This window comes from Inquilinus limosus (genome assembly GCF_002195995.1).
In the GTDB taxonomy this organism is placed as follows: Bacteria; Pseudomonadota; Alphaproteobacteria; order DSM-16000; family Inquilinaceae; genus Inquilinus; species Inquilinus limosus_C.
On the sequence record NZ_NHON01000006.1, the window covers coordinates 37,057 to 55,105 of the forward strand.

The window sequence follows — 18,049 nt, forward strand, 5'->3', positions numbered from 1 at the left end:
GGGTCAGAAGACCCGAAGCACCGCCTTGCCGGTGATCTCGCGGCGCTGGAAGCGCTCGGCGATGGCGCCGATCTCCTCCCACGGCGCTTCGACCTCGATCCGCGGTCGCAGCAGGCCGCGCTCCGCCAGTCCGGCGAGGCGGGCAAGCCCCTCGCCCGGCGGCACGCGCTGCAGCAGCGGCAGCAAATAGAGCCCGACCAGCTTGGTCTGGCCCTGCGGATAGAAGAACTCGAACGGGTCGATGGTCATCGGCGACCGGCTGGAATTGCCGCAGGTGACGCAGAGCCCGCCGCTGGCCAGCGACCGCAGCGCGTTGGCCAAGGCCTCGCCGCCGGCCGATTCGACCACCAGGTCGAACGGCCCCGCCTCCCGCGCCTCGGCCAGCGCCTCGCTGACGATCACCCGGTCGGCGCCGTCGGCCTCGGCCAGCCGTCGCTGGGACTCGCGCCGGACGGCGGCCACGACGACGGCGCCGGAGGCGCGGGCCAGTTGTACCGCGACATGGCCGACCCCGCCGGACGCGCCGTTGACCAGAACCCTCTTGCCGACCAGCAGCCCGCCCTCGGCCAGGGTGTAGAGCGCGGTCAGGCCGGCGACCGGGAAGGTCGAGGCCACCGCGGCCGAGACCGCGTCCGGCAGGACCGCCAGGGACCGCGTGGCGACGGCGACCCGCTCGCGCCAGGCGCCTTCCGGCAGGAATCCGACCACGCGCACCCCGGCGGCCGGGCCGGTGCCGTCCGCGGCGGCGCGCTCGACCGTTCCGGCGAGATCCCAGCCCGGGATCCAGCCGGCCGGCGCGTCGTCCAGGGCGCGGCGGATCTCGCCCTGGTTCAGCGAGATCGCCTCGACCCGGATCAGGGCCTGGTCGGGCAGGGGAATGGGATCGGGAGCCTCGCCCAGGACCAGGCGGGACAGGCTGGCGGGGTCGACGACGATGGCGCGCATGGGGCCTCCGAAATGCTGCTTCGGGGATATGCGGGGTGCGATGTGGCTCAACAAGCGGCATGCTGGCGGATGGCTTGTTGAGGATATTTCACCAATGAACCGGCCCGACTTCACCGGCCTCGCCGCCTTCCTGTCGGTGGCCAGGAATCGCAGCTTCCGCCAGGCCGCGGTGGATCTCGGCGTGTCCCGCTCGGCGCTCAGCCACTCCGTGCGCCTGCTGGAGGAGGGGCTGGGCCTGCGGTTGCTGCACCGGACCACGCGCAGCGTCGCCCTGACCGAGGCCGGCACGCGGCTGATGGGCCGGCTGCAGCCGGCCTTCGGCGAGATCGCTGGGGCCATCGAGGACCTGAACGCGCTGCGGGAGACGCCCGCCGGCGTGCTGCGGATCAGCTCGCCGCGCCCGGTCACCGGGCTGGTGCTGGCACCGCTGATCCCGGCCTTCCTCCGCGCCCATCCGCAGATGCGGCTGGAGATCATTGACGACGACGCGCTGGTCGACATCGTGGCCGACGGCTTCGACGCCGGCATCCGCTTCGGCGAGCGGGTCGAGCGCGACATGGTGGCGGTGCCGGTCGGGCCCCGGCAGCGCTTCGCGGTGGTCGCCTCGCCGGTCTATGCCGCCGCGCAGGGCCTGCCGCAGCATCCGCGCGACCTCAAGCAGCATGGCTGCATTCTCTACCGCTTCCCGAGCGGCAGCCTGTGCCGCTGGAATTTCGAGAAGGACGGGGAGGCGATCGAGGTCGCGGTCGATGGCCCGCTGGTGCTGAACAACCACGAGGTGATCCTGCGGGCGGCGCTGCAGGATGCCGGCCTGGCGCTGCTCTACGAGGACGAGGTCGCGACTCATCTGGCGGAGGGCCGGCTGGTCCGGGCGCTGGCGGACTGGACGCCGGAATTCGCCGGATTCTTCCTCTATTACCCCAGCCGACGGCATGTCTCGGCCGGACTCAGGGCCTTCATCGAGATGGCCCGCCGGCGGTAGAGGCTGGCCGGACCGGACCATGCCTCCAACCTACGCTTCTGTTGTCATTGCCGGGCTTGACCCGGCAATCCAAGGGCCACCGAGAACCGCTCTGGCCGCCCCTGGATCCTCGGGTCAAGCCCGAGGATGACAGAAGGGGGATGGCCGGGATCCGGGTCCGCCGTGACGAACCCGGGCCGGCCTCTTCACTCCGCCGCAGCGGCCAGGGTGGCGTAGCGGCGCTCGGTGTCGGTGATGTAGTCGCGGGTGAGGGGGGCGGCGTCGCGCTTCCGGGCCAGCTGCATCTGGAACACCATGCAGGTGCCCATCCGGAACTCGTTCTCGCAGCCCAGCAGATAGAACTCCCACATCCGGCAGAAGCGCTCGTCATAGAGCTTGGCGATGCGCTCGCGCTGCTCCTGGAACCGCTCGTTCCAGGCCGCCAGCGTGTCGGCGTAGTGCACCCGCAGGATCTCGATGTCGGTGACCCACAGCCCCTGGCGCTCGACCGCGGCCATCACCTCCGACAGCGCCGGCACATAGCCGCCGGGGAAGATGTATTTCCGCAGCCAGGCGCCGGTGTTGCCTGGCGGGGTCATCCGGCCGATCGAGTGCAGCAGCATGACGCCGTCCTCGGCCAGCAGATTGCGGACCTTCCCGAAGAACTCGTCATAATAGCTGGCGCCGACATGCTCGAACATGCCGACCGAGACGATCCGGTCGAAGCGCTGGTCGAGCTTGCGGTAATCGAGCAGTTCGAACTTCACCCGGTTGCCCAGGCCACGCTTGGCGGCGCGCTCCTGCGCCAGCTTCTGCTGCTCGACCGACAGGGTCACGCCCGTCACCTCGACCGGCGCCAGCTCCGCCAGGGTCATCGCCATGCCGCCCCAGCCGCAGCCGATGTCCAGCACGCTGCTGGCGTCGTCGAGCAGCAGCTTGGCGGCGATGTGCCGCTTCTTGGCGATCTGGGCCTCCTCGATCGACCGCACCCCGTCGCCGAAATAGGCGCAGGAGTACTGCATGTCCTCGTCGAGGAAGAGCTCGAACAGCTCGCGCGACAGGTCGTAATGATGGTGGACGTGCTCCTGCGCCTTGCCGACCGGGTTGTATTGCTGCAGCCGGCGCAGCCGGCGGCCGACCGAATTCAGCAGCGCCTGCAGCGGATAGCCGTCCAGCGCCTGGAAGTTATGGCCATAGAGCGCGAACAGGTCGCGCAGAGTCGTGCCGTCCTCCAGCGTCAGCGTGCCGTCCATATAGGCCTCGCCGACCGCCAAGGCCGGGGCCGCGAACAGCTTGCGGTGCAAGGTCGGGTCGTGCAGGCGGACAGAGGCGAAGGGACCTGGCTGCTTGCCGGTGAAGTCGTGGACCACGCCGCCGGCATCGGTCACGCGCAGGCGCCCGGCCTGCACGAAGCGCGAGAGCATATGGGAGAGAAGCCGCATTTCGGTACCCTGAGTTGCGCACTTTTGTCGCGAGGCTACTCCCCAAATTGACGCAGTTTCAACATGGCGACGCCACAATCACCGGATGCGAGACCTGTCCCAGGCGCAGAGGCGAAAGTCCTTGCATTTTCCGGTCCGCGGCACAGTCTGGCCGCGCCGATTCCCGCCCCACCACTCCTGATGCCAGCGAGAGGCCGCTTCATGACCGCGATCGTCGACATCCATGCCCGCCAGATCCTCGACAGCCGGGGCAACCCGACCGTCGAGGTCGACGTGACCCTCGAAACCGGCGCCTTCGGCCGCGCCGCGGTGCCGTCCGGCGCCTCGACCGGCGCCCATGAGGCGGTCGAGCTGCGCGACGGCGACAAGTCGGTCTATGGCGGCAAGGGCGTCATCAAGGCCGTCGACGCCGTCAATGGCGAGCTGTTCGACGCGCTGACCGGCCTCGACGCCGAGGAGCAGATCGAGCTCGACCGCACCATGATCGAGCTGGACGGCACGCCGAACAAGGGCCGGCTCGGCGCCAACGCCATCCTCGGCGTCAGCCTGGCCGTGGCCCGCGCCGCGGCGGAGGATGCAGGCCTGCCGCTATACCGCTATGTCGGCGGCGCCTATGCCAGCACCCTGCCGGTGCCGCTGATGAACATCATCAATGGTGGCGCCCATGCCGACAACCCGATCGACATCCAGGAATTCATGATCCTGCCGGTCGGCGCGCCGACCCTGGCCGAGGCGGTGCGCACCGGGTCCGAGGTGTTCCACGCCCTGCGCAAGAAGCTGAAGGATGCCGGCCACGGCACCAATGTCGGCGACGAGGGCGGCTTCGCCCCGAACCTCGCCTCGGCCGATGAGGCGCTGAGCTTCATCATGCAGGCGATCGAGGCCGCCGGCTACAAGCCGGGCGACGACGTGGTGCTGGGGCTGGACGCCGCCTCGACCGAGTTCTTCAAGGATGGCCGCTACCATCTGGAAGGCGAGGGCAAGACCCTCGATAGCGCCGGCCTCGTCGCCTATTATGAGGACCTGGTGAAGCGCTACCCGATCGTGTCGATCGAGGACGGCATGGCCGAGGACGACTGGGAGGGCTGGGCCGCCATCACCAGCGCCCTGGGCAAGCGCGTCCAACTGGTCGGCGACGACCTGTTCGTGACCAACCCCGAGCGCCTGTCGCAGGGCATCGGTCGCGGCATCGCCAACTCGATCCTGGTCAAGGTCAACCAGATCGGCACCCTGACCGAGACGCTGCAGGCGGTGGAGATGGCGCACAAGGCCGGCTACACCGCGGTGATGTCGCACCGCTCGGGCGAGACCGAGGATTCGACCATCGCCGACCTCGCCGTCGCCACCAATTGCGGGCAGATCAAGACCGGCTCGCTCAGCCGCTCCGACCGGCTGGCCAAGTACAACCAGCTGATCCGGATCGAGGAGCAGCTGGGCCGTGCCGCCAGCTATGCCGGCCGTTCGGTGCTGCGCCAGCGCTAGTGGCATCCATTGACGCCGACCCCGACCTATGGTGACCTAGGGCCATGAGCATGTTTCGCACTCTGCGGCGGAAACTGCGACCCGTCATCGGGCCGGCGGTCGGCGTCTGCCTGATCGCCTACTTCACCTATCACGCGATCCAGGGCGATCACGGCATCTTCGCCCGTGACGCCCTGCAGGGCGAGGTGGCGCAGGCGAAGGCGACGCTGGAGTCGCTGACGGCGCAGCGCACCGAGATGGAGAAGCGCGCCGCGCTGATCGACCCGAAGCAGGTCGACACGGACATGCTGGACGAACGGGCCCGGGCGATGCTGAATGTCGCCAGGCCGGACGATGTCGTCATCTTCTTTCCCAAGACCACGCCGGCCCCGGCGCCGGCCCAGTAAACCCGCGCGTCTGCCTTGCGCCGATGATGGCGCAGCCCCGGTCCTGCGCCTTGCAAATTCCGTCCGTGCGGGGTAGCACTGGGCCAGGCGAAGGTACTATGCGCGCCTACTAACCCGATGCTATCCGACCAGGGAGGATCCATTGGCCGCCACGAAACGTCGTCCTGCCCAGGAAAAGACGTCGGGAGCCGTGGCTCCCGCTGCCGCCGGCAAGGATGAGCTGCTGCAGTATTACCGGGACATGCTCCTGATCCGCCGCTTCGAGGAGAAGGCCGGCCAGCTGTACGGCATGGGCCTGATCGGCGGCTTCTGCCACCTCTATATCGGCCAGGAGGCCGTGGTGGTCGGCATGCAGTCGGCCCAGACCCCGGCCGACGACGTCATCACCGGCTATCGCGACCATGGCCACATGCTGGCCTGCGGCATGGACCCGCGCGGCGTGATGGCGGAGCTGACCGGGCGCCGTGGCGGCTACTCCAAGGGCAAGGGCGGCTCGATGCACATGTTCAGCCGCGAGAAGAAGTTCTTCGGCGGCCACGGCATCGTCGGCGCCCAGGTGTCGCTGGGCACCGGCCTCGGCTTCGCCCACCGCTACAAGGAAGACGGCGGCGCCTCGATCACCTATTTCGGCGACGGCGCGTCGAACCAGGGCCAGGTCTATGAGAGCTTCAACATGGCGGCTCTCTGGAAGCTCCCGGTCATCTACGTGATCGAGAACAACAAATACGGCATGGGCACCTCGGTGCAGCGGGCCTCGGCCAATGCCGACCTGCACCTGCGCGGCCAGGCCTACGGCATCCCGGGCTTCCAGGTCGACGGCATGGACGTGCTCTCGGTCAAGGCCGCGGCCGAGGAGGCGCTGGAGCGGGCCCGCTCGGGCGGCGGCCCGACCATCCTGGAGATGATGACCTACCGCTACCGCGGCCACTCCATGTCCGATCCGGCCAAGTACCGGAGCAAGGAGGAGGTGGCGAAGATGCGCGAGACGCACGACCCGATCGACCTGGTGCGCAAGAAGATCGACGCGATCGGCGGCGTCAGCGAGGACGACTTCAAGGCGATCGACAAGGAGATCCGGGGCATCGTCAACGATGCGGCGGAATTCGCCCAGCAGAGCCCGGAGCCCGATCCGTCGGAGCTCTACACCGACGTTCTGATCGAAGCCTGACGCCAACACGACCCGGCGGGCGCCCCGCGTGAGGCGCCGCCGGCTGCCGGAGAATTTCCCAATGCCCACCGAGATCCTGATGCCGGCGCTGTCGCCGACCATGACCGAGGGCACGCTCGCGAAGTGGCTGAAGCGCGAGGGTGACGCGGTGAAGTCGGGCGACGTGATCGCCGAGATCGAGACCGACAAGGCGACCATGGAGGTCGAGGCGGTCGACGAAGGCACCATCGGCAAGATCCTGGTGCCGGAAGGCACCGAGGCCGTGGCCGTGAACACCCCGATCGCCATCCTGCTCGGCGACGGCGAGAGCGCCGGCGATATCGGCCACGCCAACGGCAAGGCGGCCCCCGCGGCCGAGACTCCGGCGGCGGAGCCGAAGGCCGAGGCGCCGAAGTCGGAGGCCCGGGCGCCCGCCACCCCAGCCGCGCCGCCGGCCACCAAGGCGCCGCCCGCCACCGATGAGGACAAGTTCTTCGCCAAGACCAAGCGCATCACCGTGCGCGAGGCGCTGCGCGACGCCATGGCCGAGGAGATGCGGCGTGACGCGACCGTGTTCCTGATGGGCGAGGAGGTCGCGGAGTACCAGGGCGCCTACAAGGTCAGCCAGGGCCTGCTGGAGGAGTTCGGCGCCAAGCGCGTGATCGACACCCCGATCACCGAGCACGGCTTCGCCGGCCTCGGCGTCGGCGCCGCCTATTCGGGCCTGCGGCCGATCGTCGAGTTCATGACCTTCAACTTCGCCATGCAGGCGATCGACCAGATCATCAACTCGGCGTCCAAGACGCTGTACATGTCCGGCGGCCAGATGGGCAGCCCGATCGTGTTCCGCGGCCCGAACGGCGCCGCCGCCCGCGTCGGCGCCCAGCACAGCCAGGATTATGCCAGCTGGTACGCCCATTGCCCGGGCATGAAGGTGGTGGCGCCCTGGTCGGCGGCGGACGCCAAGGGCCTGCTGAAGGCCGCGATCCGCGATCCGAACCCGGTGATCTTCCTGGAGAACGAGATCCTCTACGGCCAGAGCTTCGACGTGCCGGAGGATCCCGACTTCATCGTCCCGATCGGCCGCGCCAAGATCGTGCGCCCGGGCAAGGACATCACCATCACCGCCTATTCGATCATGGTCGGCAAGGCGCTGGAGGCGGCGGAGACCCTGGCCGCCGAGGGCATCGACGCCGAGGTCATCGACCTGCGCTCGATCCGGCCGCTGGACGTCGAGACCATCGTCAATTCGGTGAAGAAGACCAACCGCCTGGTCTCGGCCGAGGAGAGCTGGCCCTTCGCCGGCATCGGCTCGGAGCTGGCGGCGCTGATGATGGAGCACGCCTTCGACTATCTCGACGCGCCGGTCGGCCGCGTCTGCTCGGTCGACGTGCCGCTGCCCTATGCCGCGAACCTGGAGCACCTCGCGTTGCCCCAGGCCTCGCACATCGTCGAGGCGGCCAAGGCCGCCTGCTACCGCTAGGCCCGGCACGGGACAGGGGAGGGATCGATGACGATCAACATTCTGATGCCGGCGCTGTCGCCCACGATGACCGAGGGCACGCTCGCCACCTGGCACAAGAAGGAAGGCGACAAGGTCAAATCCGGCGACGTGATCGCCGAGATCGAGACCGATAAGGCGACCATGGAGGTCGAGGCCGTCGACGAGGGCACCATCGGCAAGATCCTGGTGGCCGAGGGCACTGAGAACGTGCCGGTCAATGAGATCATCGCCATCCTCTTGGAGGAGGGCGAGGATGCCGGGGCGCTGAAGGGCGGCGCGGCCCCCGCCGCGGCGAAGCCCGAGGCCAAGGCGGAGGCTCCGGCCGAGCCGAAGGCCGAAGCGGCCCCTGCCGCGCAGCCGGCCCCGGCCGCCAAGCCGGCGGCGAACGGCCATGATGACAGCCGCGTCTTCGCCAGCCCGCTGGCCCGCCGCATGGCGCAGCAGGCTGGCATCGACCTGGCGGTGCTGCAGGGCAGCGGCCCGCATGGCCGCATCGTCAAGGCCGACATCGACGCGGCCGTGTCCGGCGGCGCCCCTGCCAAGCCGGCCGCCGCTGCGCCCGAGGCGGCGAAGCCCGGCGCGGCCCCCGCTGCCGCCCCGACGGCGAAGCCGGCTTCCGCCGGCCCGAACGCCAAGCAGTTGGCCGATGCCTATGGCATCCCGTACAGCGAGCAGAAGCACAGCAACATGCGCAAGACGGTGGCGCGCCGGCTCCTGGAGTCGAAGCAGACCGTCCCGCATTTCTACCTGACGGTCGACATCGAGCTCGATGCGCTCCTCAAGTTGCGCAAGGAGCTGAACGACCGCGGCGACGTCAAGCTGTCGGTCAACGACCTGATCATCAAGGCGGCGGCGCTGGCGCTGCGCAAGGTCCCGGCGGCCAACGCCTCCTGGACCGACGACGCGATGATCAATTACGAGCGGGTCGACGTCTCGGTCGCGGTGGCGACGCCGGGCGGCCTGATCACCCCGATCATCAAGGACGCCGACCGCAAGGGCCTGGGCACCATCTCCGGCGAGATGAAGGACCTGGCCGCCCGCGCCCGCGACGGCAAGCTGAAGCCCGAGGAGTACCAGGGCGGCACCTTCTCGATCTCCAATCTCGGCATGTTCGGGGTCAAGGATTTCGCGGCGATCATCAACCCGCCGCAATCCTGCATCCTGGCGGTCGGCGCCGGCACCCAGCAGCCGGTGGTGAAGGATGGCGCGCTGGCCATCGCCACGGTGATGAGCTGCACCCTGTCGGTCGACCACCGCGCGGTCGACGGCGCGGTCGGCGCCGAATACCTGGCCGCCTTCCGCGCGCTGATAGAAGCCCCGCTCAGCATGATGCTGTGACCGGTCGCGGGGGCCGGGCCAGACCTGCCCCCGACCGGCGACCCCATGATCGCCTCCGCCGGGATGCGGGTGGCAGCAAGGAGACACGACAGTGGCTGAGACCAGCTTCGACGTCCTGGTGATCGGCGGCGGCCCGGGCGGCTATGTCGCGGCGATCCGCGCGGCCCAGCTGGGGCTGAAGACCGCGGTGGTCGAGCGCGAGCATCTGGGCGGCATCTGCCTGAACTGGGGCTGCATCCCGACCAAGGCGCTGCTGCGCTCCTCCGAGATCTCGCACCTGCTGAAGCATCTCGACCAATATGGCTTTACGGCCAAGGACATCAGCTTCGATCTTAAGAAGGTGGTTGATCGGTCGCGCAAGGTCGCGTCGCAGCTGTCCGGCGGCGTCAAGCACCTGCTGAAGAAGAACAAGGTGCCGGTGTTCGACGGCAGCGCGAAGCTGCTCGGCGGCGGCAAGGTCGAGGTGGCGCTGAAGGCCGGCGGCAAGGAGACGCTGGCGGCCAAGCACATCATCATCGCCACCGGCGCGCGGGCGCGGAACTTGCCGGGCCTCGAGGCCGACGGCAAGCTGATCTGGAGCTACAAGGAGGCGATGGTCCCGCCGACCATGCCGAAGTCGCTGCTGGTCATCGGCTCGGGCGCGATCGGCATCGAGTTCGCCAGCTTCTACCGCAACATGGGCGCCGAGGTGACCGTGGTCGAGATGCTCGACCGCGTGCTGCCGGTGGAGGACGAGGAGATCTCGGCCTTCGCCAAGAAGCAGTTCGAGAAGCAGGGCATGCGCATCCTGGTCGGCGCCAAGACCCAGAAGCTGGAGAAGGGCGCCGACAGCGTCACCGCCACCATCGAGGTCGGCGGCAAGACCGAGAAGATCACCGCCGACCGGGTGATCCTGGCGATTGGCATCACCGGCAATGTCGAGAACATCGGGCTGGAGAACACCAAGGTGAAGGTCGATCGCGGCCACATCGTGGTCGGCCCGTATCTGGAGACCGACGAGCCGGGCGTCTACGCCATCGGCGACGTCGCCGGCGCGCCCTGGCTGGCGCACAAGGCCAGCCATGAGGGCGTGATCTGCGTCGAGAAGATCGCCGGCCAGCATCCGCACCCGATGGATGTCAGCAACATCCCGGGCTGCACCTACTGTTCGCCGCAGGTGGCGTCGGTCGGGCTGACCGAGGCGAAGGCCAAGGCCGCCGGCCACGAGGTCAAGGTCGGCCGCTTCCCCTATATCGGCAACGGCAAGGCGATCGCGCTGGGCGAGCCCGAGGGCATGGTCAAGACCGTGTTCGACGCCAAGACCGGCGAGCTGCTGGGCGCCCATATGGTCGGCGCCGAGGTCACCGAGCTGATCCAGGGCTACGTCGTCGCCAAGACCGGCGAGCTGACGGAGGCCGAGCTGATGCACACCATCTTCGCGCATCCGACGCTCAGCGAGATGATGCATGAGAGCGTCCTGGACGCCTACGGCCGCGCAATCCACTATTGAGCAAAGCGTGCTTGGCTTCCGGTGGCATTTCCCCATCTTTGAGGGAATGTCGCCGAGCCAGGCCGCAACCCCGCAAGGACGACCATGTCCGCTGTAGAGCCTCATCTTCGCCACCCCGAGAAGGCGCATCGCCCCGACAACCCGGTGCCGCGCAAGCCGGCCTGGATCCGGGTCAAGGCGCCGGTCTCGGCCGAGTACAACGAGACCCGCCGGCTGATGCGGGATCTCAAGCTGAACACGGTGTGCGAGGAGGCGGCCTGCCCCAATATCGGGGAGTGCTGGGCCAAGGGCCACGCCACGGTGATGATCCTCGGCTCGGTCTGCACCCGCGCCTGTGCCTTCTGCAATATCGCCACCGGCAGGCCCGACCAGCTTGACCCGCATGAGCCGCAGCACGTCGCCGAGGCCGCCGGAAGGCTGGGGCTGAGCCATATCGTCATCACCTCTGTCGACCGCGATGACCTGGACGATGGCGGCGCCCGGCATTTCGCCGAGACCATCCGCGCCGTTCGCGCCGCGTCGCCGGACACGACCATCGAGATCCTCACTCCCGACTTCAAGAACAAGCCTGGAGCCGTTGAAATCGTTGTCGAAGCACGGCCGGATGTCTTCAATCACAACCTCGAGACCGCGCCCCGGCTGTACCCCTCGATCCGGCCCGGTGCCCGCTATTTCACCTCGCTGCAGCTGCTGTCGCGGGTGAAGGAGCTGGACCCGACCATCTTCACCAAATCCGGCATCATGGTCGGCCTGGGCGAGACGGCGGAGGAGGTCGGGCAGGTGATGGACGACCTGCGCGCCGCCGATGTCGACTTCATGACCATCGGCCAGTACCTGCAGCCGACGCCGAAGCACGCCCGGCTGGACCGCTTCGTCACGCCGGAGGAGTTCCAGTCCTACGAGCGGATCGGCCGCGGCAAGGGCTTCCTGATGATCTCGGCCTCGCCGCTGACCCGGTCCTCGTACCATGCCGGCGCCGATTTCGAGAAGATGAAGGCCAACCGGCTGGCCAAGCTGGCCGCGGCTTCCGGATCCATCGACCTGATTGCTTTGGCGCAGGGCGCCTGAACGTCGCACTGGCGGGACGCGGCCGAGGGTCTAATCTAGACCTCCAAGCGTCCCGCGGATCCATCATGCCCTCACACACCGAGCGCCGCGTCCTGCCCTACACCCCGCAGCAGCTCTACGAGCTGGTGGCGGATATCGAGAGTTACCCGAGCTTCCTGCCCTGGTGCCTCGCCGCGCGCATCCGCAAGCGCGAGGGCAACGTGCTCACGGCGGACCTGGTCATCGGCTTCAAGATGATCCGCGAGCGCTACACCAGCCGCGTCACCTTGACGCCGGGCCAGCAGATCGACGTCGCCTATGTCGACGGGCCGATGAAGCGCCTGACCAATTGCTGGCGCTTCCTGCCGCATCCGACCGGCTGCGAGATCGACTTCCATGTCGATTTCGAGTTCCGGTCGCGGGTGCTGCAGACGGTGATCGGCGCGGTGTTCCACGAGGCCTTCCGCCGCATGGTCGGCGCCTTCGAGACCCGGGCCCGGGCGCTTTACGGCGACCGCGCCTCGGTGTCCGCCGCGGCCGCCGAGGGCTGATCCGACAGGCCGCCGGCCGCCGCGGTGAAGCGCGGGGCCAGGGTGCGGTCGGCGCAGAGCGTGTCGAGCGGCGCCGCCGGCATGTCGATGAAATGGGCCACCAGATCGGGCGCGCAGCTTTCCGTGGTCAGGATCGAATGGCTGCCGGCCCGGAACTCGATCACCCGGCCATTGGTCAGGGTCCGCGCCGCGATATAGGCATATTCCGGCGGCGTGATCGGGTCGAAGCTGCCGGCCAGCAGCAGGGTGGGGGTGGTGCTCGACACCGCCACGGCATCGACCGCCGAGATCGGCGGCACATGCCAGGAATCGCAGACCTGCCACTCCAGCGCATAGGCGGCGTTGCCGCCATAGGGCTCCGAGGCCGCGACCGACGCCGCCAGCGCGTCGCGGGTGGCGAAGGGCCAGCTCTCGCTGCAGGCGACGCTCAGCGCCAGCCCGTCGGACCGGTTCGGCCCGCCGCTGAACACCGGCCCGATCCAGGGGGCGAGGGCGGCCAGGTCGCCGCGCGCCACCTTGTCGATCAGCTCCGGCAGGTCCGCCAGGGTGGTGTGGTCGTAGAAGGTGGCGTAGAGCGCGTCGAGCACGATGCCGTCATCGACCCGGATGTTGCGCCGGCCCTGGCGCACCATCTCCGGCTGCGCCCGCAGCTGCGCCAGCATGCCGTCGAAGCGGGCCTCCAGCAGCGGATAGGCAGCGTCACAGTCCGGGCTGCTCTGGCATTCGCCGAACAGCCGGCGAAACACGCGCGCGATCAGCGCCGGCTGGGTGTCCAGATCGAAGATCCCGGGCGGGTAGACGCTGTCCAGCACGGCGCTGCGCACGCGATCGGGGAAGTCGCGCATCACCGCCAGAGCCACCCGGGTGCCGTAGGACACGCCGACCAGGTTGTAGCTCTCGTAGTTCAGCGCCGCGGCGATGTCGTCGACATCGGCCGCCGCCTCGGCCGTGGTGAAGGCCGACAGGTCGTTGCCGCCACGGGTCAGGCGGTCATGGCAGGCCACCGCCGCCGGCCGCTCCAGCGCCAGCACCTCGGCCCGGGTCAGGCCGGGCTTCCAGTTCCGTTCGGAAATGCGGTCCAGCTCCGGGCAGTCCAGGCTGGGCCGGGACTGGCCGACGCCGCGCTGGTCGAAGACGATGAAGTCCCGGGCCTGGCGGATCGGCCGGCTGATCTGCCACCAGGTGTCGGAATCGTCGCCGAAGGCGGTGTCGCCCGGGCCGCCATTGAGGAAGATCACCGGGTCGGGCAGGGGCGACGGGGCCTGGCTGTGCAGCACCGCGACATAGAGGCGGAGGTTGCGGCCGCGCGCACCTTCGCGATGCGCCGGCACGGCGACGAAGCCGCAGGTGGCCCGTTCGCCGCGCGGCACGGCGAAGGCGCAGCGCGCGCTCTCGAAGCCGGGGGCCGCCGAAGCCGGAAAGGCGAACAGGAGCAGGGCGCCGAAGGCGAGGAAAGGCCAAAGAGTCGAGGCCGAGTTCAGGCGCACTGGCACGGTGCTTTCGTGTGAGTCCTGGCCGCCATGATGCGGTGCGCTCCGCCGGCCGGCAACCCGCGTCAGCCGGCGTGGGGGGATGCGGTTTTCGCGGCTTGCGCGCCTGGGGGCCGGCCGCATTGCCGGATCAGTTCTGGCGATCGACGGCGGCGGAGGCGCGAGCCAGCACCGCCGCCTTGAATGCGACGGCGATCTTGTTCACGAAGGAGGCGCTGAAAGCCCCGATCGGATCGGCGGCGGGATCGAGGTAGAACGAGCGCTCCGCCACGTCGCGGTTGTATTCGTCGACGTAAACCCAGCAGCGGGCCTTCCATTCCGAAAGCCCACCCCTTCGGCGCTCGATCTCAGGCACCTCGATCGCACCATCGCGATCAGTTGGTGGAACTGTGCTGACGGCAAGGAGGTAGAGAATGGTTTGCTTCGATCCAGCCTTCTGCACCGGCAGCAGCATGCAACAGGGACGGTCCTTTCGCCCCTCGGTTTCACCGGCTGCCCGCTACCGGGCCCAAAGGTACGGATACCAGACGAGTTGCCCGGTCCTAAGCGTCGCCATCACGCTGACCGACGATGATATCGTCCAAGGCTGCGAGAAGCTCCGCGCGAACATCGGCAGGTTCCTCGCCTGAGACATAGACCTTTCGCGGGTCTTCCGCCCGACGGGTCAGGCGCTCGAAATCCTCGATCGCCATAAGGACCAGGCGGGGTTTGTTCCGCTGGGTGATCGTGACCGGGTGGCGCAGGGCTTCGGCGATGATGTCACCTGACCTGCGCGACAGGTCACTGGTCGAGTATGACGACATGGCAACGACCTCCTTTGATGCTGCAATATACAGCAAAAACAGAATTGCTGTAAATTTCAGAAGAGATTCTGCTTGCCTCGGATAGCGGTTTCACAGGGCTGATAGCCCCACCCGCGTCAGCCGGCGTGGGGGGATGCGGTTTTTGCGGCTTGCGCGCCGGCCAGCAGCAGCTCCAACGCCAGCCGCATGGCCTGGGCCCGGACGGCGGTCCGGTCGCCGGCGAAGACGCGCCGCTCCGTCCGGGTCGCGACGCCCGGCCGGGCGAGGCCGAAATGCACCAGCCCGACTGGCTTGCCCGGCGTGGCGCCGCCCGGCCCGGCGATGCCGGTGACCGAGACCGCCAGGCCGACCTTCGCATGGGTCACGGCGCCCTCGGCCATCGCCGCCGCAACCTCGGCGCTGACGGCCCCTTTGTCGGCGATCAGCGGCGCGGGCACGCCCAGCAGTTCGGCCTTGGCGGCGTTGGAATAGGTGACGAAGCCGCGTTCCACCACGTCGGAGGAGCCGGCGATCGCGGTCAGCGCCGCCGCCACCAGCCCGCCGGTGCAGCTTTCCGCCGTCGCCAGCATCAGCCCCGCGGCGCGGCAGGCATCCAGCACCTGCGCCGCCAAGGCGAGATCCGCGTCGTCGATCACGCCAGTCCTCCCGCCAGGACCGCCGCGCCGATCGCGGCGACCGCCACGCCGGCGGCGATGTCGTCCATCATCACGCCCCAGCCGCCGCCCAGCTCGCGGTCCAGCCAGGAGATCGGCCACGGCTTGGCGATGTCGAGCAGCCGGAACAGGGCAAAGGCGAGGGGATAGAGCCACAGCACCCCGGCGACCGGGGCCAGGGCCAGCAGCTGGCCGGCCACCTCGTCGATCACGATCGCGCTCGAATCCGCCTCGCCGCCGCGGCAGACGGCGCCCGATGCCCACACCCCGACCAGGCCGATGACGACCCCGGCGATCGCCACGGCCAGTGGTCCGCCCAGCCACCACAGCGCCCAGGCCAGGGGCAGGGCGGCCAGCGATCCCCAGGTGCCGGAGGCCACCCGGATCAGCCCGATCCCACCCACCGTCGCCAGCAGCGTCGTCGGCTGCCAGAAGGTGCAGCCGGGCGGGAGCGGCCGGAACGGCATCAGCGCTCGATCCGGACGCTCGCGGAAGCCTGGGCGGCGATGCCTTCCTCGCGGCCGGTGAAGCCCAGCCGCTCGGTCGTGGTCGCCTTGACGCTGACCCGCTCCGCGTCGAGCCCCAGGATCCCGGCGATCCGGGCGACCATGGCGGCGCGGTGCGGGCCGACCTTCGGCCGCTCGCACAGCAGGGTGACGTCGACGTTGAGGATGGTGCCGCGGGCCCGCACCAGCTCGCCGGCATGGGCCAGGAAGGCGGCGGAATCGGCGCCGCGCCAGCGCTCGTCCGATGGCGGGAAGTGCTGGCCGATGTCGCCGGCGCCGATCGCGCCCAAGAGCGCGTCGGTCAGGGCGTGCAGCCCGACATCGGCGTCGGAGTGGCCTTCCAGCTTGAAGCCGTGGGGAATGCGGACACCGCACAGGATGACGGCGTCGCCCGGGATCAGGCGATGCACGTCGAAGCCGGTGCCGGTCCGGATGTCGGCGGCGCCGCCGAGCAGTCGTTCCGCGCGGGTCAGGTCCGCCTCCGTGGTGATCTTGAAGTTGTCGACATGGCCTTCGACCAGGCGCACGGCGATGCCCTGGCGCTCCGCCACCGCGGCGTCGTCGGTCAGCGCCTCGCCGGCCACGGAGCGGTGGGCGGCCAGCAGGGCCGGGAAGCGGAAGCCCTGCGGCGTCTGCGCCTGCCACAGCCCGCTGCGGTCGACCGTGCCGGCGGCGATGGGAGCGCCACCCTTGGCCTCGGCCCGCTTGATCGTGTCGACCACCGGCACCGCGGCGATCGCCGCCTCGGCCTCGTCCAAGGCGTCCAGCACCCGGTCGATCGTGGCGCGATCGATCAGCGGCCGCGCCGCGTCATGCACCAGCACCCGGTCGGGGGCGCGGGCCTCCAGCCATTCCAGCGCTGCGCGGACGCTGTCCTGCCGGGTGGCGCCGCCGATCACCGGGTCGGGCAGGCCGAGGTCCGCCGCGGCCGCGTTATACAGCGCCCGGTGCTCGTCGCGGATCACCACGACGATGTCGTCGAAGCGGCCGGTGGCGCGGAAGGCCTCGACCGACCGGCGCAGCACGGTGCTGCCGGCCAGTGGGCGGTACTGCTTGGGCAGGGAGCCGCCGAAGCGCTCGCCGGTTCCGGCGGCGACGATGACGGCGGCGTGGCGTGGCATGGTCCGCTGGGACTCCCTCGACGAAAAAAGCGCCGCACGATAGGGCGGCGCCGGGGGAGAGACAAGCGGCACGGCCGGGCGGCGGCGCCACCCGGCCATATCGTCACCGCGGGCCGGTCACTGGGGGATCAGCTCGACCCGCCGGTTCTTGGCCCGGCCCTCGTCGCTGTCGTTCGGCGCCACCGGCGCCAGCGGGCCGACGCCGGCCGGGTTCAGCCGGCCCGCCGGGATGCCGTACTGCTTGACCAGCGCCGACACCACCGAGGCGGCGCGGGCCCGCGACAGCGCCATGTTGGTATCCATGCCACCGACATTGTCGGTGTGGCCGACGACATGGATCTTCAGCGACGGGTCGTCCTTGAGGACCTGCGCGATCTGCTCCAGCGCCGGCTTCGATTCCGGTTTGAGGTCGGCCTTGGCGAAGTCGAAAGTGATGCCGTAGAGGGCGATATGGCCCTGCGCCGACAGGCTCTTCTCGATCTCGGCCGCCGTTACCGTCACCATCTTGTCCTGCAGCGTGCCGGATTCGATGACGTCGAGCTGGACGATGGCCTGGCCCTTCGCGACCTCGATGTCCCGGGTGTAGCCGTCCTCGAACTCGGTGACGTAGAGGGCGATGCTGACGGTGCCGCCGTCCTTGGCCAGCTCCGCGGTCAGGAGATGCGCGGCCTCCGGGCTGTAGCTGAACAGCTGGGTCCCGACCCCGTCGAAGATGACGTCCTGGCGCCTGCCGATGGCGCCGCCATCGGCCTTGAACAGCACCTGGTAGCCCTTGGCCGCCAGCTCGTTCTCGTAATTCTCGAACACGTCGGCGGAGGAGATGCCGGCCGGGACCGTGTAGCTGAGGCGGGTCAGCGCGCCGCTGACCTGCTTCGAGGCGGCGAAGACCGGCTTGTTGTCGGCGTCGGCCTCGTCGGCCGCGCCCAGCGGCAGGGTGTAGTGGGTGAATTTCTGGGTCTTGTATTCCACGATCGACGCGCCGTCGTAGCGCTTGATCCCCGGATAATCCTTCGCCCCCGGGATGTCGGCGGCCGCGGCCGGCGCCGTCATGGCGGCAGCCAGCGCGAAGGCCAGCACGGCGATGCGACCGATCGTCCCGATCATCGAATTCATAGGAGTCTGCTCCATCGTCGCCACCGAGCCGAAGCCCGGCGGCATCATGCCTCAACCGCGGCCGTCCGTCC

The 18,049-nt window shown here is 69.3% G+C and carries 18 protein-coding genes; 9 read left to right on the forward strand and 9 right to left on the reverse strand.

All coding sequences use genetic code 11. The annotated features are described in order from the left end of the window. Positions 1 to 3 precede the first annotated feature (3 nt). Entirely contained in the window at positions 4 to 945 is a 942-nt protein-coding gene (locus tag BWR60_RS05005; RefSeq protein ID WP_088149912.1) for a zinc-binding dehydrogenase, read from the reverse strand. Between the two features lie 94 nt (positions 946 to 1,039). Between BWR60_RS05005 and BWR60_RS05010 the strand changes: the two genes are divergently transcribed. After that, positions 1,040 to 1,927 (forward strand): LysR family transcriptional regulator, encoded by an 888-nt coding sequence (locus BWR60_RS05010; protein ID WP_088149913.1) that lies wholly within the window; start codon positions 1,040 to 1,042, stop codon positions 1,925 to 1,927. A gap of 185 nt (positions 1,928 to 2,112) precedes the next feature. On the opposite strand, the gene BWR60_RS05015 is transcribed toward BWR60_RS05010, so the two are convergent. After that, positions 2,113 to 3,348, reverse strand: coding sequence for an SAM-dependent methyltransferase (locus BWR60_RS05015; RefSeq protein WP_088149914.1), 1,236 nt, complete (start codon positions 3,346 to 3,348; stop codon positions 2,113 to 2,115). 201 nt (positions 3,349 to 3,549) lie between these two features. Here BWR60_RS05015 and eno point away from each other — a divergent pair, with 201 nt between their 5' ends. From eno to BWR60_RS05055, 8 genes are all read left to right on the forward strand, one after another. Further along, positions 3,550 to 4,830: a phosphopyruvate hydratase gene (gene eno / locus BWR60_RS05020; RefSeq protein ID WP_088149915.1), complete on the forward strand. Its 1,281-nt coding sequence runs from the start codon at positions 3,550 to 3,552 to the stop codon at positions 4,828 to 4,830. Positions 4,831 to 4,880: 50 nt separating this feature from the next. Beyond that, a complete protein-coding gene (locus BWR60_RS05025) occupies positions 4,881 to 5,216 on the forward strand; it encodes an FtsB family cell division protein (RefSeq protein ID WP_230982954.1) in 336 nt (111 codons plus the stop codon). A gap of 190 nt (positions 5,217 to 5,406) precedes the next feature. Then, positions 5,407 to 6,384: a pyruvate dehydrogenase (acetyl-transferring) E1 component subunit alpha gene (pdhA, locus tag BWR60_RS05030; RefSeq protein WP_275542366.1), complete on the forward strand. Its 978-nt coding sequence runs from the start codon at positions 5,407 to 5,409 to the stop codon at positions 6,382 to 6,384. 61 nt (positions 6,385 to 6,445) lie between these two features. Further along, complete coding sequence (locus tag BWR60_RS05035) at positions 6,446 to 7,846, forward strand: pyruvate dehydrogenase complex E1 component subunit beta (protein ID WP_088149918.1); 1,401 nt, start codon at positions 6,446 to 6,448, stop codon at positions 7,844 to 7,846. 27 nt (positions 7,847 to 7,873) lie between these two features. Further along, a complete protein-coding gene (locus BWR60_RS05040; protein WP_088149919.1) occupies positions 7,874 to 9,205 on the forward strand; it encodes a pyruvate dehydrogenase complex dihydrolipoamide acetyltransferase in 1,332 nt (443 codons plus the stop codon). 91 nt (positions 9,206 to 9,296) lie between these two features. After that, positions 9,297 to 10,694: a dihydrolipoyl dehydrogenase gene (gene lpdA, locus BWR60_RS05045; RefSeq protein ID WP_088149920.1), complete on the forward strand. Its 1,398-nt coding sequence runs from the start codon at positions 9,297 to 9,299 to the stop codon at positions 10,692 to 10,694. 84 nt (positions 10,695 to 10,778) lie between these two features. Beyond that, positions 10,779 to 11,762, forward strand: a complete 984-nt coding sequence (lipA, locus tag BWR60_RS05050) for a lipoyl synthase (RefSeq protein ID WP_088149921.1) — start codon at positions 10,779 to 10,781, stop codon at positions 11,760 to 11,762. 65 nt (positions 11,763 to 11,827) lie between these two features. Further along, the gene (locus tag BWR60_RS05055) at positions 11,828 to 12,292 is read left to right on the forward strand and encodes a type II toxin-antitoxin system RatA family toxin (RefSeq protein WP_088149922.1); all 465 of its coding nucleotides are present in this window, start codon (positions 11,828 to 11,830) and stop codon (positions 12,290 to 12,292) included. Here BWR60_RS05055 and BWR60_RS05060 read toward each other — a convergent pair. From BWR60_RS05060 to BWR60_RS05090, 7 genes are all read right to left on the reverse strand, one after another. Continuing rightward, positions 12,247 to 13,785, reverse strand: a complete 1,539-nt coding sequence (locus BWR60_RS05060; protein ID WP_179221636.1) for an alpha/beta fold hydrolase — start codon at positions 13,783 to 13,785, stop codon at positions 12,247 to 12,249. The genes BWR60_RS05055 and BWR60_RS05060 overlap by 46 nt on opposite strands. A gap of 127 nt (positions 13,786 to 13,912) precedes the next feature. Next, a complete protein-coding gene (locus BWR60_RS05065; protein WP_218823349.1) occupies positions 13,913 to 14,236 on the reverse strand; it encodes a hypothetical protein in 324 nt (107 codons plus the stop codon). 88 nt (positions 14,237 to 14,324) lie between these two features. Then, entirely contained in the window at positions 14,325 to 14,585 is a 261-nt protein-coding gene (locus BWR60_RS05070; protein WP_088149924.1) for a type II toxin-antitoxin system prevent-host-death family antitoxin, read from the reverse strand. Between the two features lie 116 nt (positions 14,586 to 14,701). Further along, positions 14,702 to 15,220: a CinA family protein gene (locus BWR60_RS05075; protein WP_088149925.1), complete on the reverse strand. Its 519-nt coding sequence runs from the start codon at positions 15,218 to 15,220 to the stop codon at positions 14,702 to 14,704. Beyond that, the gene (locus tag BWR60_RS05080) at positions 15,217 to 15,705 is read right to left on the reverse strand and encodes a phosphatidylglycerophosphatase A family protein (protein WP_088149926.1); all 489 of its coding nucleotides are present in this window, start codon (positions 15,703 to 15,705) and stop codon (positions 15,217 to 15,219) included. Before BWR60_RS05080 ends, BWR60_RS05075 begins: the two co-directional genes overlap by 4 nt. After that, positions 15,705 to 16,865 (reverse strand): bifunctional 2-C-methyl-D-erythritol 4-phosphate cytidylyltransferase/2-C-methyl-D-erythritol 2,4-cyclodiphosphate synthase, encoded by a 1,161-nt coding sequence (locus BWR60_RS05085; RefSeq protein ID WP_088149927.1) that lies wholly within the window; start codon positions 16,863 to 16,865, stop codon positions 15,705 to 15,707. The genes BWR60_RS05080 and BWR60_RS05085 overlap by 1 nt, the downstream gene beginning before the upstream one ends. Before the next feature lie 117 nt (positions 16,866 to 16,982). Further along, positions 16,983 to 17,978 (reverse strand): OmpA family protein, encoded by a 996-nt coding sequence (locus tag BWR60_RS05090; protein ID WP_179221637.1) that lies wholly within the window; start codon positions 17,976 to 17,978, stop codon positions 16,983 to 16,985. Positions 17,979 to 18,049: the final 71 nt, after the last annotated feature.

What these genes read in the sequence shown, in the direction of transcription:
- BWR60_RS05005 (WP_088149912.1), bottom strand. Translation starts at nt 945, where the DNA reads ATGCGCGCCATCGTCGTCGACCCCGCCAGCCTGTCCCGCCTGGTCCTG.
- BWR60_RS05010 (WP_088149913.1), top strand. Translation starts at nt 1,040, where the DNA reads ATGAACCGGCCCGACTTCACCGGCCTCGCCGCCTTCCTGTCGGTGGCC.
- BWR60_RS05015 (WP_088149914.1), bottom strand. Translation starts at nt 3,348, where the DNA reads ATGCGGCTTCTCTCCCATATGCTCTCGCGCTTCGTGCAGGCCGGGCGC.
- eno (WP_088149915.1), top strand. Translation starts at nt 3,550, where the DNA reads ATGACCGCGATCGTCGACATCCATGCCCGCCAGATCCTCGACAGCCGG.
- BWR60_RS05025 (WP_230982954.1), top strand. Translation starts at nt 4,881, where the DNA reads ATGTTTCGCACTCTGCGGCGGAAACTGCGACCCGTCATCGGGCCGGCG.
- BWR60_RS05035 (WP_088149918.1), top strand. Translation starts at nt 6,446, where the DNA reads ATGCCCACCGAGATCCTGATGCCGGCGCTGTCGCCGACCATGACCGAG.
- BWR60_RS05040 (WP_088149919.1), top strand. Translation starts at nt 7,874, where the DNA reads ATGACGATCAACATTCTGATGCCGGCGCTGTCGCCCACGATGACCGAG.
- lipA (WP_088149921.1), top strand. Translation starts at nt 10,779, where the DNA reads ATGTCCGCTGTAGAGCCTCATCTTCGCCACCCCGAGAAGGCGCATCGC.
- BWR60_RS05055 (WP_088149922.1), top strand. Translation starts at nt 11,828, where the DNA reads ATGCCCTCACACACCGAGCGCCGCGTCCTGCCCTACACCCCGCAGCAG.
- BWR60_RS05065 (WP_218823349.1), bottom strand. Translation starts at nt 14,236, where the DNA reads ATGCTGCTGCCGGTGCAGAAGGCTGGATCGAAGCAAACCATTCTCTAC.
- BWR60_RS05070 (WP_088149924.1), bottom strand. Translation starts at nt 14,585, where the DNA reads ATGTCGTCATACTCGACCAGTGACCTGTCGCGCAGGTCAGGTGACATC.
- BWR60_RS05080 (WP_088149926.1), bottom strand. Translation starts at nt 15,705, where the DNA reads ATGCCGTTCCGGCCGCTCCCGCCCGGCTGCACCTTCTGGCAGCCGACG.
- BWR60_RS05085 (WP_088149927.1), bottom strand. Translation starts at nt 16,865, where the DNA reads ATGCCACGCCACGCCGCCGTCATCGTCGCCGCCGGAACCGGCGAGCGC.
- BWR60_RS05090 (WP_179221637.1), bottom strand. Translation starts at nt 17,978, where the DNA reads ATGAATTCGATGATCGGGACGATCGGTCGCATCGCCGTGCTGGCCTTC.